This is a genomic window from Marinobacter orientalis, assembly GCF_004792665.1.
Taxonomy (GTDB): Bacteria; Pseudomonadota; Gammaproteobacteria; order Pseudomonadales; family Oleiphilaceae; genus Marinobacter; species Marinobacter orientalis.
Genome location: NZ_SRZX01000003.1, coordinates 35351 through 49366 on the forward strand (window position 1 = coordinate 35351; position 14016 = coordinate 49366).

Genomic DNA, 14016 nt, shown 5'->3' on the forward strand with positions numbered 1-14016 from the left:
ACTCGCCCCTGTTGCGCCCGGCTCAACACCTTTTTTTCAATCTTTTCAGCGTAGTGACAGGCTTCTGTGAGGCCTGACTTTTGTACTGCTGCGAAATAAGGTTAGAATGCCGGCTTCCTCCGTTTAATCAAAGAAGCAGTGGTCTATGTTCACAAAGCTTGCAACCAAGATGTTCGGCAGTAAGAACGCCAGAGAAATCAAGCGAATGCGCAAAACTGTCTCGCGCATTAATGAACTTGAAGAGCAGTATGGCAATTTGTCGGACACCGAGTTGCAGGGCAAGACGGCGGAATTCCGTCGCCGGTACGATGAGGGCGAAAGCCTTGATGCATTGCTTCCGGAGGCTTTTGCCACCACCAGGGAGGCCAGCCGGCGGGTGATGGGTATGCGTCATTATGACGTGCAGATGGTCGGTGGTATTACCCTCCACGAGGGCCGGATTGCCGAGATGAAAACCGGCGAGGGTAAAACCCTTGTGGCGACGCTGGCGGTTTATCTGAACGCCCTGACCGGAAAAGGCGTGCACCTGGTGACGGTAAACGATTATCTGGCTCGCCGTGATGCGGACTGGATGGGCAAGCTGTATCGCTTCCTCGGCCTTCAGGTGGGTGTGGTAGCGGCTGGTCAGCCCCAGGAAGAAAAGCGGGCTGCCTATCAGGCCGATATCACTTACGGTACCAACAACGAGTTCGGCTTTGATTACCTGCGGGACAACATGGCGTTCAGCACCGAAGACAAGGTGCAGCGTGGCCTGCACTTTGCCATCGTGGACGAAGTGGATTCCATCCTCATTGATGAGGCCCGTACACCGCTGATTATTTCCGGCGCCGCCGAAGACAGCTCGAAACTCTACCAGGCAATCAACGAACTGGTGCCAAGACTTGAACAGGGCGAAGTCAGTGAAGAAGAAGCTGAGCCCAGTGGCGACTTCACCATTGATGAAAAATCCCGTCAGGTAGAGTTGACCGAAAAAGGCCATGAGAGAGTGGAAGAACTGCTGCTTGAGCGGGGCCTGCTGAAGGAAGGCGAGAGCCTTTATTCCGCCGCCAATCTCAGCCTGTTGCATCATATCCACTCGGCTCTCAGGGCGCATCACCTGTTCCAGAAAGATGTGGATTATATCGTCCAGGGTGACCAGGTGGTGATCGTGGATGAGCACACTGGTCGCACCATGCCGGGCCGCCGCTGGAGTGAGGGGTTGCACCAGGCGATCGAAGCCAAGGAAGGTGTCCGTATCCAGGCAGAGAGCCAGACTCTGGCCTCCACCACTTTCCAGAACTATTTCCGTCTGTATGACAAGCTGGCAGGTATGACCGGTACCGCCGATACTGAAGCGTTCGAGTTCCGCCAGATCTACGGCCTGGACGTTGTCGTTATTCCGCCCAACAAGCCGATTCAGCGGATCGACTATAACGACCTGATCTACCTGACCGAGGAAGAAAAATTCCACGCCATCATTGACGAGATCAAGGACGTCACTGCCGAGGGCCGGCCCATCCTGGTGGGTACTGCCTCTATCGAGGCGTCCGAACTGCTGTCCATGCTACTGAAGAAATCGCGGATTGATCACAAGATCCTTAACGCCAAGCAGCATGAGAGCGAGGCCCAGATCATCGCCCAGGCCGGTCGTCCGGGCGCTGTTACCATTGCCACCAACATGGCCGGTCGTGGCACGGACATCGTGCTGGGCGGCAACTGGGAGTTCGAGGTCGCGGGTCTGGACAATCCCACCGAAGAAGAAGTGGCCCGCATCAAGGCGGAATGGACCGAGCGTCACAACCAGGTTCTGGAAGCCGGCGGCCTGCACATCATTGGCACCGAGCGACACGAATCCCGCCGGATCGACAATCAGCTTCGTGGTCGTGCCGGCCGTCAGGGCGACCCGGGTTCGTCGCGTTTCTTCCTGTCCCTGGAAGACAACCTGATGCGTATCTTCGCTCCAGACCGGGTGAAGAGTCTGATGCAGGCCATGGGCATGAAGAAGGGCGAGGCCATTGAGCACCGCATGGTCACCAACGCTATTGAAAAGTCCCAGCGCAAGGTCGAAGGCCGCAACTTCGATATGCGGAAAACCCTGCTGGAATACGACGATGTGGCCAATGACCAGCGCACGGTAATCTACGACCAGCGTAATGAAGTGATGTCGTCGGAAGATATTTCCGACATGATCAAGACCATCCGCGAGGATGTAGTCGACTCGTTGATCAGCGAATTCATTCCGCCGCAAAGCATGCCTGAGCAGTGGGATGTGCCGGGTCTTGAAAACCAGCTGCAGTCGGAAATGGCCATTAACCTGCCGATTCAGAAGTGGCTGGACGAAGACAGCAAGCTGTTCGAGGAAAATCTGCGCCAACGGATTCTCGATGAAATCGTGGCAGCCTACGAAGCCAAGGAAGAGATTGCCGGTTCCGAACCCATGCGCAAGTTCGAGAAGCAGGTCTTCCTGCAGGTGCTCGATACCCTGTGGAAGGAACACCTGTCGAACATGGATCATCTGCGCCGCGGTATACACCTGCGTGGCTACGCCCAGAAGAACCCCAAGCAGGAATACAAGCGTGAAGCGTTCAACCTCTTCGAGACCATGCTGGAAACCATGAAACGTGATGTGGTGCGGGTGCTTTCCCATGTTCGCGTGCAGAGCCGTGAAGAAATGGAGGAAGTGGAGCGTCGCCGCAAGGAAGAGCTTGAACGTGAACTCGCTCAGGCGCGTCTGCGTCATGATGAAACCAGCATTACCGGCCAGAAGCAGGATGACACTGCCGGTGCTGCCGGTGCACAACCGCAGGGCACCCCGGAAACCTTTGTCCGGCAGGACAGAAAAGTGGGGCGCAACGAGCCATGTCCGTGCGGGTCCGGCAAGAAATACAAGCAGTGCTGTGGAAAGGTCAGCTGATTTCCGGTACTGATCAGTAGCATAACGACCCGCACTCTGATCCGCTCAGGCTGCGGGTTTTTCGTTTGGTAGCTGTTGATGACAGGAGAGTAAAAATGGCAGTTGGTCCAGGAACCTTGCCGAGATTTTTCCCGATTGCCGGCGTGAAGCTGGGCATCGGTAGCGCGGGTATCAAGAAGCCGGGCAAAAAGGATCTGGTGGTTATGGAGCTGGCGCCGGGCAGCCGGGTGGCTGGTATCTTTACCCGCAACCAGTTCTGCGCGGCGCCGGTTCATATCGCCCGCCGTCATCTAGCCAGTGATGCCCCCCGTTACCTGTTGATCAATACCGGCAATGCCAATGCCGGCACCGGTGAGCAGGGCCTGGAGGACGCCCAGACCTGTTGTCAGGCGCTGGCAGACCAGGCTGGTGTTGTTCCGGGCTCTGTGTTGCCGTTTTCCACCGGTGTCATTGGTGAGCCACTACCGGTTGGGAAGATCATAAGTGCGTTGCCGCAGGCGATGGCGGATGTATCGGAGTCCCACTGGGCGGAAGCGGCCTCCGGGATCATGACCACGGATACCCGCCCCAAGGGTGCAAGCTGCCAGATCGACCTGGACGGATACACGGTATCTATTTCAGGTATCAGCAAGGGCGCTGGCATGATTCGCCCGAACATGGCCACCATGCTGGGTTTTATTGCCACCGACGCCAACATCTCGGCGGATGTGTTGTCGACGCTTGCCTCCGAGTTGGGAGAAAAGTCCTTCAACCGCATTACCATTGACGGCGACACCTCCACCAACGATGCCTGTATGCTGATCGCCAGCGGCCAATATGGTGGTCCTGAGATCACGGCTGACAGCGCCTGCCTGCCAAAACTCAGGGGCGCACTGCAAGAGGTGTTCCTGGAGCTGGCGCATGCCATTGTCCGGGACGGGGAGGGCGCCACCAAGTTTGTAACCATTGAAGTCAGCCGGGCGGGTTCGGTCCAGGAGGCGCTGGACGTCGCCTACACCGTTGCCCACTCGCCCCTGGTGAAGACCGCGCTGTTCGCGTCCGATCCCAACTGGGGCCGGATCCTGGCGGCTGTAGGACGTGCCGGTGTGGATGGCCTGGACCTGAACGCCCTTGAGATCTGGCTGGGGGACGTCTGCCTGGTGCGCAACGGTGGCCGCGCCGGCGATTACAGCGAATCCCGGGGCCAGGCGGTGATGGATGGCGAGGAAATTACCATTCACATTGACCTCAGGCGGGGTGATGTCATGGAGCGGGTGTGGACCTGCGACTTTTCCCACGATTATATCACCATTAATGCCGAGTACCGCACCTGACCATGACGGCTGTCCGGGAAATACACGTCGCAGTTGGAGTTATCTTTCGCCAGGGAAAGGTGCTGATTGCCCGCCGTCCGGACCATGTCCACCAGGGTGGGCTGCTCGAGTTTCCCGGCGGCAAGGTTGAAGCTGGTGAAACCGTTCAGCAGGCCCTGGTAAGGGAGATCCGTGAGGAAACCGGGTTACGTATTGCGCCGGACGCCCTGGAACCGGTGATCGAGATCCGCCACGATTATGGTGACAAGCAGGTATTTCTTGATGTCTGGACAACCTCCTCAGCCCAGGGTAGCCCTGAGGGCCGCGAAGGGCAGGAGATACGCTGGCTCGATGTCCGCGATCTGGCCGATGCCGACTTCCCTGCTGCCAATCGTCCGATCATCCGGGCCTTGCGCCTGCCCCACCAATACGCCATTACCGGCGCTGCAGCCGATGCGACGGGGTACCTGAGGCAGCTGGAACAGGGGTTGCGTACTGCAAAACCGCAGCTGTGTCTGCTTCGGGCGCCGAACCTGGGGGGCGATGCCTATGCACAGCTTGCAGCCTGGTCACTGGAGGCCTGCAGGGCGAGTGGTGTGAAGCTGCTGCTGCATGGTTCGGCATCCCTGCTTGAGCATTTCCCGGCCGCTTGCGGCCTGCATCTGCCCTGGCATGAAGCCAGACAGCATTCCGCCCGGCCTGTCCCTGACGGTTATCTGCTGGCGGTTTCCTGTCACAATGAGCAGGAAATTGCCCATGCCTGCCAGTTGCAGGCAGATTTCATTACCCTTGGCCCGGTGATGCCCACACCGTCTCATCCTGGCGCGACCGGCATCGGCTGGCGCCGTTTCCGGGAGTTGGTGGCAGCCTCGACAGTCCCTGTCTTTGCTCTGGGCGGTCTCTCGTTGACGGATATTGCTGAAGCTCGCAGGGCTGGCGCCCAGGGTATTGCCGGTATCAGTTTCTGGTGGCCAGACCTCTGATATTGACCAGGCCGCAGAGCCTGCGCGCTCTGGTATGATAGCGAAGTTAACATCCACTCGACGATCTCTGGAGAAGCTGTGAGCAAACTGACCCATCTCGATGAAAAAGGCGCCGCACGGATGGTCGACGTCACCTCCAAGGCGACCACCGAACGTGAGGCCAGAGCTGAAGCGTTGATCAGAATGGCACCTGAAACCCTGGCGATGATTGTGGAGGGGCAGCATCCCAAAGGGGACGTGTTGGCGGTCGCTCGGGTGGCAGGCATTATGGCCGCCAAGAAAACCCACGACCTGATCCCCTTGTGCCACGCCCTGAACCTGACCTCTGTCAAAGTGGAGCTCACGCCGGGCGATGATGGTGCTTCGGTTCATATCGTCACCCTGTGCAAGCTGTCCGGGCAGACGGGCGTCGAAATGGAGGCCCTGACAGCTGCCAGCGTGGCCGCACTGACTCTCTACGACATGTGCAAGGCGGTCGATCGGGGCATGGTGGTGGATAATGTCCGCCTGCTGGAAAAGAAAGGCGGTCGCAGTGGTCACTGGTCCGCTTCAGACTCCGGTTCGTAAACTCTGCTTACCAGTGATACCGGAGGAATGACCGTGCAGAGACTACGCCCGGACGGTGGCCGCGTGATAGAATGCGCGGCCCGATTGACTGAACCACGAGGAAGCACTGTGGCCGTTCGTTACATCCAGACATGCCGGTTGCCTACCCCTTTCGGCGTTTTCGACATGCACGGCTTTGAAGAGCCGGACACCGGAAAGGAGCATGTGGCGCTCACGCTGGGTGATCTTGGCAGCCCCGAGCCGATGCTGGCGCGGACACACTCCGAGTGCCTGACCGGCGATGCGCTCTACAGCATGCGGTGTGACTGTGGTTATCAGCTCGAAGAGGCGTTGCGCAGCATTGCGCGCGAGGGCCGGGGTATGCTGATGTACCTGCGCCAGGAAGGCCGGGGCATCGGCCTGCTGAACAAGATTCGTGCCTATAATCTGCAGGATCAGGGTGCCGATACGGTCGAAGCCAATGAACAACTCGGTTTCGCCGCTGATCTGCGGGACTACACCATGTGCCGGGATATGCTGGAGCACCTGGGCATTAGCAGCCTGAGACTGATGACGAACAACCCCCGCAAGGTGGATGCGCTGACCGAGCTCGGTATTGAAATCGCCGAGCGTGTACCGCTGCATGTGGGGCGCAACCCCCACAACGAGCACTATCTGGATACCAAGCAGAGCAAACTCGGCCACTGGTTCGAGACTCATCAGGACGACGACCCCGCCGTCTGAAACTGACCGCTGCCCCTTACTTCACAGCCTTGAGAGACTGATTGTATTTTATCCGCTCCAGGCGGCCTTCGATTGCCCGCCTGATGCCCTCTGCATCCAGGCCGCAGGAGGACAGCAGTTCACCGTGTTTGCCGTGGTCGATAAAGGTATCCGGCAGGCCGATCTGCAGCACCGGCTGGCTGACGTCGCGGCTGTTCAGAAACTCCGTCACCGCGCTGCCAGCGCCACCTGCGATGGCGTTTTCTTCCACGGTGACTAGCAGCTTGTGTTGCTCAGCCAGTGACAGAATCAGTTCCTCATCCAGCGGTTTTACAAAGCGCATATCCGCCACGGTTGCGCCCAGTGCCTCCGCGGCTTCAAGCGCAGGGGTCAGCAGGGTGCCGAAGTTCAGAATCGCAACCCCGGAGCCCTCTTTGACCATCCGCCCTTTGCCAACAGGCAGAGGGGCCAGTTCGCGGACAATCTCGGCACCGGGGCCGGTACCGCGTGGGTAACGCACTGCTGCCGGACCCTCGAGCATCATGCCGGTATGCAGTAACTGACGGGTTTCGTTTTCATTGGACGGTGTCATCACCACCATATTGGGTACGCACCGCAGGTAGCTGATATCGAAAGCACCGGCATGGGTGGGCCCGTCTTCCCCCACCAGGCCAGCCCGATCGATGGCAAACAATACATCCAGATTCTGTATGGCTACATCGTGGATTAACTGGTCGTAGGCGCGTTGCAGGAACGTGGAATAGATGGCAACCACCGGCTTGGCGCCGTCACAGGCAAGGCCGGCAGCCAGGGTGACCGAATGCTGCTCGGCAATGGCCACATCAAAATACCGGTCCGGGAAGCGTTGGGAGAACGCCAGCAGGTCAGAACCTTCACACATGGCCGGAGTAATGCCCACAATGCGTTCGTCCGCTTCCGCGGCATCACATAACCACTGGCCAAAGACGTTGGCGTATTTCGGCTTCGACGGTTTGGGAGCCACCGGTTCCGGTTTGCTGGCGGGTACCGGTTCGATCTTGTTAATGGCATGGTAGCCAATCGGGTCGGCTTCGGCGGGAGCGAAGCCCTTGCCTTTGGTGGTTACCACGTGGAGAAACTGCGGGCCGTCCAGCTCGCGGATATTTTCCAGGGTTTCCACCAGCAGTGGCAGGTCGTGACCGTCGATGGGCCCGATGTAATTGAAACCAAGCTCCTCGAACAGGGTGCCCGGGGCAATCATGCCCTTGAAGTGTTCCTCGGTCTTGCGCGCCAGCGCCATCAGGTGAGGCGCCCCCTGTAGCACCCGTTTGCTGCTGTCGCGTACCTGGTTGTAAGTGCGGCTCGCCAGCAATTTGGCAAAGTAGTTCGATAGCCCGCCAACATTGTGGGAAATTGACATGTCGTTGTCGTTGAGAATAACCAGCATGTCGGCGTGCAGGTGGCCTGCATGGTTCAGTGCCTCAAAGGCCATTCCCGCAGTCATGGCGCCGTCACCGATTACGGCAATACTCTTGCGGCCGGTTCCCTGCATGCGGGAGGCAATGGCCATGCCGAGGGCAGCACTGATGGAGGTGCTGGAATGCCCCACTCCAAAGGTGTCGTATTCACTTTCGGCACGTTTCGGGAAACCTGCCAGTCCACCCTTGCGGCGAATACTGTTCATGCGTTCGCGGCGACCGGTGAGGATCTTGTGGGGATAGGCCTGATGGCCGACATCCCACACCAGGCGGTCTTCCGGTGTATTGAACACGTAATGCAGGGCGACCGTCAGTTCCAGGACGCCAAGGCCGGCGCCGAAATGGCCACCGGTTTGTCCCACGGACCAGAGCAGGAACGCGCGCAGCTCCCGCGCCAGCTGCGTCAGCTGGTCATCTGCCAGCTCTCGCAGCTGTGCCGGAATCTCAATCCTGTCCAGAAGCGGCGTGTTAGGCCGTTTTGACGGGATTTCCTTGAAAGTATATGTGTCCTGCATCTGCTCGGGTCTTTTCCGGATGGTTCAAAAATGTGACTGCTGACTATTATAGGGGACGAAGGGGCCCGGTTTCATACTGATCGAGCCACTCGGGGTTCGCCAGTTCCCGGTGATCAGTGTGCATGCCAGTGCCGTGATGGTTCAATGGGTGCGGGCCACCACGTAACCGGCCATGTCCCTGAGTATGTCAGCTTCCTTGCCAAATCCGTCCAGGCTCGAAAGCGAGGAGTGCAGCAGCTGTGACAGGTAATCTCTGGCGCCGGCGGTGCCAAGCAGGGAAGGGTAGGTAGGCTTGGCGCGAGCCAGATCCGACCCCTGGGGCTTGCCAATCACGGTGGTGTCACCTTCGATATCCAGAAGATCGTCCTGTACCTGGAAAGCAAGCCCCAGAGTCTGTGAGTAAAGGGTAAGCGCTGCCAGCTGGTCGTCACTGACTTTGGTGGCGGTCAGCGCCCCCATTCGCACGCTGGCGGCAATCAGCGCACCGGTCTTGTGGCGATGCATTCTCTCCAGCTGGTCAATGATGAGGCTCTTGCCGACCGACTCCAGGTCTATGGCCTGGCCACCCACCATGCCCCGGTGCCCGCTGGCAGAAGCCAGCTCCGTGATCATCGCCAGCCGGACCTGGCCATCCAGTCCCGGTGCTTCTGCCAGCAGGCCGAAGGCCATGGTTTGCAGCGCATCGCCGGCCAGAATAGCGGTGGCTTCATCGAAAGCGATATGGGTGGTGGCGCGGCCCCGGCGCAGTTCGTCATCGTCCATGGCCGGCAGGTCATCGTGAATCAGTGAATAGGCGTGGATCAGTTCCAGGGTACAGGCCGGGATAACCGCATTGTCCTGTGACTGACCCACAGCTGTGGCTGCCGCCAGGCACAGCGCCGGGCGAATACGTTTGCCGCCTCCCAGCACACTGTACCTCATGGCCTGTTCCAGGCGATCAGAGCCATTGCCGGAAGCGGAAAGTTGACGCTCCAGTTCGGCGTCGATCCGGTTGCGGCATTGCTGCAGAAAGATTGTCAGGCGGGTGTTCGGCGTTGACATCAGGCAGATTCGTCCGGGGTAAAGGGCCTGGTTTGCAGTGTTCCATCGCTGTTTTCAACCAGCTGTTCCACTCGCTGTTCCGCTGTCCTGAGCGCCTGCTGGCACTCCCGAGTGAGCTTTACGCCGCGTTCGAATGCCGTCAGTGACTGCTCCAGGGACAGTTCACCCTGTTCCAGATCACGGACCAGTTTTTCCAGCTCATCCAGGGACTTTTCAAAGTCGGCGATGGACGTCGTGCTTTTCTCACCGGCCATACACGGCCTCCGGTTGCTTGGCGGAATTTCGCGGATTATACCAAAGCTTCAGGCCGGCTGCTGCCAACAGAATGCTCTGGTGTCCTGCTTTTTACCCTCCGGGCCCCATTCCTGCTCTGTCACGCGGATCTCTCCGGAGGCGCTGGCAGTAACCACGGTGGTGGCGCGGGTGCCGTAATCTTTGCCGATAATGAAGGGGGACGACAAAAATCGTTCTCTATCGAGGCCGACACCGGTGTCCGGCAGTTCGCGGTCGGGCGCCGGAGTGGTGTCATACAGCCGCTCAATCAGGTTCTGATGGAGTTCGGCTGTGGTTCCCGGACGAGCGCTGGCAAGCAGCCCGGTCACCGAATTCCTGAGCCGGAGCAGTTTGGGCCAGGGCGTTTGCAGCAAATGATTGCTGAGACCGTAGGTGCCGCGATGGACATGGCGCCCGGCGTGGGCATCGTGATTACTGAAATACCAGCCGTGCTGTGTATTCAGGCTGACCAGATTGAATCCTGAATACTGATTCTTCTGTTCCCGTATCAGGGATTCGGGGGTCCCGGTCTCGTCGGCAAGGGCCAGCAGGGGAAGCTCACCCCGCGACTTCGGGCCTGGTACCGGCGAAGCTTCCCGCACATTGGTGACAGCTGATACCCGGCCTTTGATGTCGACGGCGAGCCAGGTACCGCCGGAGAGCAGATCGCGACCGGCAAGTACCTCCCGCCCGGCGGTTTCGCTGGTCCACCAGTCCATGGCAGCAGTGGGGCGCTGAAAGAACTCGTCACGGTTGGCGGCCACCACCAGCGGGAAGTCGGGGTGCTGTCGCAGGGAAAAAACAATAAGGCACATGAGGCTGGCCCATCCATCACGAGTGAACAAAGGTGCGTCGGTGTGTATCATACCAGCCTGTTCTGTTCTCTGCGCGTGGCTAAGTATGACCCTGATTGCTGTAACTGGTCTCTATCTGGCTCTGGGCGCCCTGGCGGGCACCATGGCCGGCCTGTTTGGTATTGGCGGTGGCCTGGTTATTGTGCCAGTGCTGATCTTCAGTTTTGGCCTGCAGGGAATCAATGGTGAAATTGTTGCTCACCTCGCCGTGGGGACGTCGCTGGCAACCATTGTGTTCACGTCGGGCAGTTCCATCAGGTCCCATCACTTGCATCAGGCCATTCGCTGGGACATTTTCCGGCCGATGGTTGCCGGTATCGTGATCGGTGCGATACTGGGCGCCTGGACGGCCTCCATGCTCAGTGGCGACGCCCTGGAACTGATCATCGGTGTGTTTGTCATTCTGGTGGCGCTGAAAATGCTTCTGGAAGTAAACCCGAAACCCGGTCGCGATGTGCCCGGCGCTGCCGGGTTGGGTGGCGCTGGAGCGGGTATTGGCTGGGCATCCGCCATTTTCGGTATCGGTGGTGGCACTCTGACGGTTCCCTTCCTGAGCTGGTGCAATGTCCGCATGCAGCAGGCTGTGGGAACCTCCGCCGCCTGTGGCCTGCCCATTGCGGTTGCAGGGGCACTTACCAACATTGGCACTGGCTGGCAGAACCCGCACCTGCCGGACCTCAGTGTGGGTTTTATCTACCTGCCCGCGTTTCTGGGTATTATCCTGACCAGTATATTGTTCGCCCGGGTCGGCGCTAATCTGGCGCACCGTCTTGATGCGGCGCTGCTCAAAAAAATATTTGCCCTGGTGTTAATCCTGGTGGGTATCCGTTTTCTGTTATGACCTGAGGGGTTATTGATGCTTCAGCATCCGCAAATCGATCCGGTGGCCATCGCCATCGGGCCGCTGAAAATTCACTGGTATGGCCTGACCTACCTGGTTGGTTTTCTCGTTGGCTGGTGGCTGGGCCGCATCCGCGCCCGCAAACCCTGGTCACCGATCACCGAGGCCCAGCTGGGTGACATGCTTTTCTACATTGCCCTTGGCGTCATACTCGGTGGCCGCTTCGGTTATGTGATCTTCTACAATTTTGGCGCCTTCACGTCCGACCCATTGATGTTGTTGCGGGTCTGGGAGGGCGGGATGTCCTTTCACGGCGGCCTGCTGGGCGTGATGTTTGCCATGTGGTGGTTTGGTCGCAAAGTGGACCGCACCTTCTGGCAAATTGCCGATTTCGTCGCACCGCTGGTGCCGGTTGGCCTCGGCGCCGGGCGCATCGGCAATTTCATCAATGGCGAACTCTGGGGTAAGCCCACAGACCTGCCCTGGGGCATGGTTTTCCGCACTGCCCCCGACGCCCTGGCACGCCACCCCTCCCAGCTATATCAGTTCGCCCTCGAAGGCGTGGTATTTTTCATTATCCTGTGGTGGTTTTCCTCAAAACCCCGGCCCCGCATGGCGGTATCCGGCCTGTTCCTTGCGTGTTATGGCGTGTTCCGCTTCCTGGTGGAGTTCGTTCGCCAGCCCGACCCCCAGCTTGGTTATCTGGCCTTCGACTGGCTTACCATGGGGCAGGTTCTGTCGTTCCCGATGATCCTGGCCGGTGCCGGGCTGATCGTATTTGCTTACCGGAGAAACGCTGAATGAAAGCCTATCTCGACCTGATGAAAGACGTGGTGGACAATGGCATGGACCGCGGCGACCGTACCGGCGTCGGCACCCGCTCCGTTTTTGGCCGCCAGATCCGCTTCGACCTGCGGGAAGGTTTTCCGCTGGTTACCACCAAGAAAGTCCACCTGCGCAGCATCATCCAGGAGCTGCTGTGGTTCCTGGAGGGCTCCACTGACAACAACTGGCTGAAACAGCGTAAGGTCTCCATCTGGAACGAATGGGCCCTGGAAAACGGCGACCTGGGCCCTATCTACGGCAAGCAGTGGCGCAGCTGGCAGTGCCCGGATGGCGGCACTGTCGATCAGATCAGCGATGTAATCGACCAGATCCGCAACAAGCCCAACTCCCGCCGGCTGATCGTTTCCGCCTGGAACCCGGCCGAACTTCCGGACGAATCCATCAGCCCCCAGGACAATGTCCGTCAGGGCCGCATGGCACTGGCGCCGTGCCACTGTCTGTTCCAGTTCTACGTCGCCGACGGCAGACTCTCCTGCCAGCTCTACCAGCGCAGCGCCGATCTGTTTCTGGGCGTGCCGTTCAACATCGCGTCCTATGCGCTATTAACCCACATGATCGCCCAGCAGTGCGATCTGGGCGTTGGCGAGTTTGTGCATACGTTTGGTGATTGCCATCTGTACCAGAACCACCTGACCGACGACATCGTGTTTGAACAACTGAAACGGACGCCCCGGCCGTTGCCGGAACTGGTGATCAAACGGAAACCTGCGTCGATCTTCGGGTACGCGTTGGAGGATTTCGACTTTGAGGGGTATGACCCTTACCCCGGGATTAAGGCACCCATTGCTATTTGATCTCTAGCTGGGACCGGTCCTCTTATTCTGGCGTCTGCAGTGCAGCGGGTGGGGACTTCCGAAAAACGCCTCGAGACGTCCGTGTGCGGCTTGGGCTCCGCCATCCTTGGCTCCGCACATTTTCGGAAGTCCCCACCCGCTGCAGTGTGATCGGATAGTTGAGATCGATTTTCAGGAAGGTGGGGTCAAACTGGGATACCTATTTTAACTGAGTCTAAATCAGAACGTCATGCCGTAGTGTCTGTGAGTCAGCTGATGGCATTGTCGAATCGCGAGAGGGCGGGAAGACGTGCCCAAAAATGTGCGGAGCCATGGATGGCGGAGCCCAAGCCGAGCATGGATGCCTTGAGGCGCTTTTTGGGCACGTCTTCCTGCCCTCTTGCAGCCCGAAAATCCCGAGGGCCCCGGATCCGGAGCTCCCAGGCAAGAGGATAAACAAACAATGAGGAAAGCTCTCATAGTGGCCATGTCCCGGAACCGGGTCATCGGCCGTAACAACAAGCTGCCATGGTATCTGCCGGGGGATCTGAAGTACTTCAAGCAGGCCACCATGGGCAAGCCCATCATCATGGGGCGGAAAACCTGGGATTCTATTGGTCGGCCGTTGCCGGGAAGGATGAACGTGGTGATTTCGCGGAATCCGGAATGGGAAGCGCCGGCCGGAACCGTGGCGGCAAAGTCACTCGATGACGCGTTGGTCAAAGCCGAGGCGCAGGCGGAAATCGAGGGTGGGGACGAAGTAATGATTATTGGCGGCGGGCAGATTTACGCTGAAGCCCTGCCAATCGTGGACAGGATTTACATCACCCAGGTACATGCCGAAATCGAGGGAGATGCCTTTTTTCCGGAAGTGGACTGGGATCAGTGGGAAGAAATCGGACGGGAGGATTTCTCCGCGTCCGACAACAACCCTTATGACTACAGCTTCGTCGTCTATCAGCGACTGACTTAGTCTTAA

13 protein-coding genes are annotated in these 14016 nt (G+C 58.9%); 9 read left to right on the forward strand and 4 right to left on the reverse strand.

Annotated elements, in window-relative coordinates; translation table 11 throughout:
• Positions 1-145: 145 nt before the first annotated feature.
• The 5 genes from secA to ribA all read left to right on the forward strand — a co-directional run bounded on the left by secA (position 146) and on the right by ribA (position 6458).
• The gene (gene secA, locus DIT72_RS10480; RefSeq protein ID WP_135955198.1) at positions 146-2893 is read left to right on the forward strand and encodes a preprotein translocase subunit SecA; all 2748 of its coding nucleotides are present in this window, start codon (positions 146-148) and stop codon (positions 2891-2893) included.
• A 95-nt stretch (positions 2894-2988) separates the two neighbouring features.
• Complete coding sequence (gene argJ, locus DIT72_RS10485) at positions 2989-4206, forward strand: bifunctional glutamate N-acetyltransferase/amino-acid acetyltransferase ArgJ (protein WP_135955199.1); 1218 nt, start codon at positions 2989-2991, stop codon at positions 4204-4206.
• A 2-nt stretch (positions 4207-4208) separates the two neighbouring features.
• The gene (locus tag DIT72_RS10490; RefSeq protein WP_135955200.1) at positions 4209-5168 is read left to right on the forward strand and encodes a Nudix family hydrolase; all 960 of its coding nucleotides are present in this window, start codon (positions 4209-4211) and stop codon (positions 5166-5168) included.
• Positions 5169-5246: 78 nt separating this feature from the next.
• Complete coding sequence (moaC, locus tag DIT72_RS10495) at positions 5247-5735, forward strand: cyclic pyranopterin monophosphate synthase MoaC (protein ID WP_135955201.1); 489 nt, start codon at positions 5247-5249, stop codon at positions 5733-5735.
• Between the two features lie 108 nt (positions 5736-5843).
• Positions 5844-6458, forward strand: coding sequence for a GTP cyclohydrolase II (gene ribA, locus DIT72_RS10500; RefSeq protein ID WP_135955202.1), 615 nt, complete (start codon positions 5844-5846; stop codon positions 6456-6458).
• A 16-nt stretch (positions 6459-6474) separates the two neighbouring features.
• Here the strand turns inward: ribA and dxs are convergent, their stop codons facing one another.
• From dxs to DIT72_RS10520, 4 genes are all read right to left on the reverse strand, one after another.
• Positions 6475-8409: a 1-deoxy-D-xylulose-5-phosphate synthase gene (dxs, locus tag DIT72_RS10505; protein ID WP_135955203.1), complete on the reverse strand. Its 1935-nt coding sequence runs from the start codon at positions 8407-8409 to the stop codon at positions 6475-6477.
• A 141-nt stretch (positions 8410-8550) separates the two neighbouring features.
• Positions 8551-9450 (reverse strand): polyprenyl synthetase family protein, encoded by a 900-nt coding sequence (locus DIT72_RS10510; protein WP_135955204.1) that lies wholly within the window; start codon positions 9448-9450, stop codon positions 8551-8553.
• On the reverse strand, positions 9450-9704 hold the full coding sequence (locus tag DIT72_RS10515) for an exodeoxyribonuclease VII small subunit (RefSeq protein WP_135955205.1): 255 nt from the start codon (positions 9702-9704) through the stop codon (positions 9450-9452). The genes DIT72_RS10510 and DIT72_RS10515 overlap by 1 nt, the downstream gene beginning before the upstream one ends.
• Positions 9705-9752: 48 nt before the next feature.
• Entirely contained in the window at positions 9753-10538 is a 786-nt protein-coding gene (locus DIT72_RS10520) for an NRDE family protein (protein WP_135955206.1), read from the reverse strand.
• A gap of 85 nt (positions 10539-10623) precedes the next feature.
• Here DIT72_RS10520 and DIT72_RS10525 point away from each other — a divergent pair, with 85 nt between their 5' ends.
• The 4 genes from DIT72_RS10525 to DIT72_RS10540 all read left to right on the forward strand — a co-directional run bounded on the left by DIT72_RS10525 (position 10624) and on the right by DIT72_RS10540 (position 14010).
• Entirely contained in the window at positions 10624-11418 is a 795-nt protein-coding gene (locus DIT72_RS10525; protein WP_135955207.1) for a sulfite exporter TauE/SafE family protein, read from the forward strand.
• 15 nt (positions 11419-11433) lie between these two features.
• A complete protein-coding gene (gene lgt, locus DIT72_RS10530) occupies positions 11434-12222 on the forward strand; it encodes a prolipoprotein diacylglyceryl transferase (RefSeq protein ID WP_135955208.1) in 789 nt (262 codons plus the stop codon).
• Entirely contained in the window at positions 12219-13058 is an 840-nt protein-coding gene (locus DIT72_RS10535; RefSeq protein WP_135955209.1) for a thymidylate synthase, read from the forward strand. The genes lgt and DIT72_RS10535 overlap by 4 nt, the downstream gene beginning before the upstream one ends.
• 442 nt (positions 13059-13500) lie before the next feature.
• Positions 13501-14010, forward strand: coding sequence for a dihydrofolate reductase (locus tag DIT72_RS10540; RefSeq protein ID WP_135955210.1), 510 nt, complete (start codon positions 13501-13503; stop codon positions 14008-14010).
• The last annotated feature ends 6 nt before the right edge of the window (positions 14011-14016 follow it).

Excerpts from the sequence above, each read along its gene's own strand:
- secA (WP_135955198.1), top strand. The coding sequence starts at position 146 with ATGTTCACAAAGCTTGCAACCAAGATGTTCGGCAGTAAGAACGCCAGA.
- argJ (WP_135955199.1), top strand. The coding sequence starts at position 2,989 with ATGGCAGTTGGTCCAGGAACCTTGCCGAGATTTTTCCCGATTGCCGGC.
- DIT72_RS10490 (WP_135955200.1), top strand. The coding sequence starts at position 4,209 with ATGACGGCTGTCCGGGAAATACACGTCGCAGTTGGAGTTATCTTTCGC.
- dxs (WP_135955203.1), bottom strand. The coding sequence starts at position 8,409 with ATGCAGGACACATATACTTTCAAGGAAATCCCGTCAAAACGGCCTAAC.
- DIT72_RS10510 (WP_135955204.1), bottom strand. The coding sequence starts at position 9,450 with ATGTCAACGCCGAACACCCGCCTGACAATCTTTCTGCAGCAATGCCGC.
- DIT72_RS10515 (WP_135955205.1), bottom strand. The coding sequence starts at position 9,704 with ATGGCCGGTGAGAAAAGCACGACGTCCATCGCCGACTTTGAAAAGTCC.
- DIT72_RS10520 (WP_135955206.1), bottom strand. The coding sequence starts at position 10,538 with ATGTGCCTTATTGTTTTTTCCCTGCGACAGCACCCCGACTTCCCGCTG.
- DIT72_RS10525 (WP_135955207.1), top strand. The coding sequence starts at position 10,624 with ATGACCCTGATTGCTGTAACTGGTCTCTATCTGGCTCTGGGCGCCCTG.
- lgt (WP_135955208.1), top strand. The coding sequence starts at position 11,434 with ATGCTTCAGCATCCGCAAATCGATCCGGTGGCCATCGCCATCGGGCCG.
- DIT72_RS10535 (WP_135955209.1), top strand. The coding sequence starts at position 12,219 with ATGAAAGCCTATCTCGACCTGATGAAAGACGTGGTGGACAATGGCATG.
- DIT72_RS10540 (WP_135955210.1), top strand. The coding sequence starts at position 13,501 with ATGAGGAAAGCTCTCATAGTGGCCATGTCCCGGAACCGGGTCATCGGC.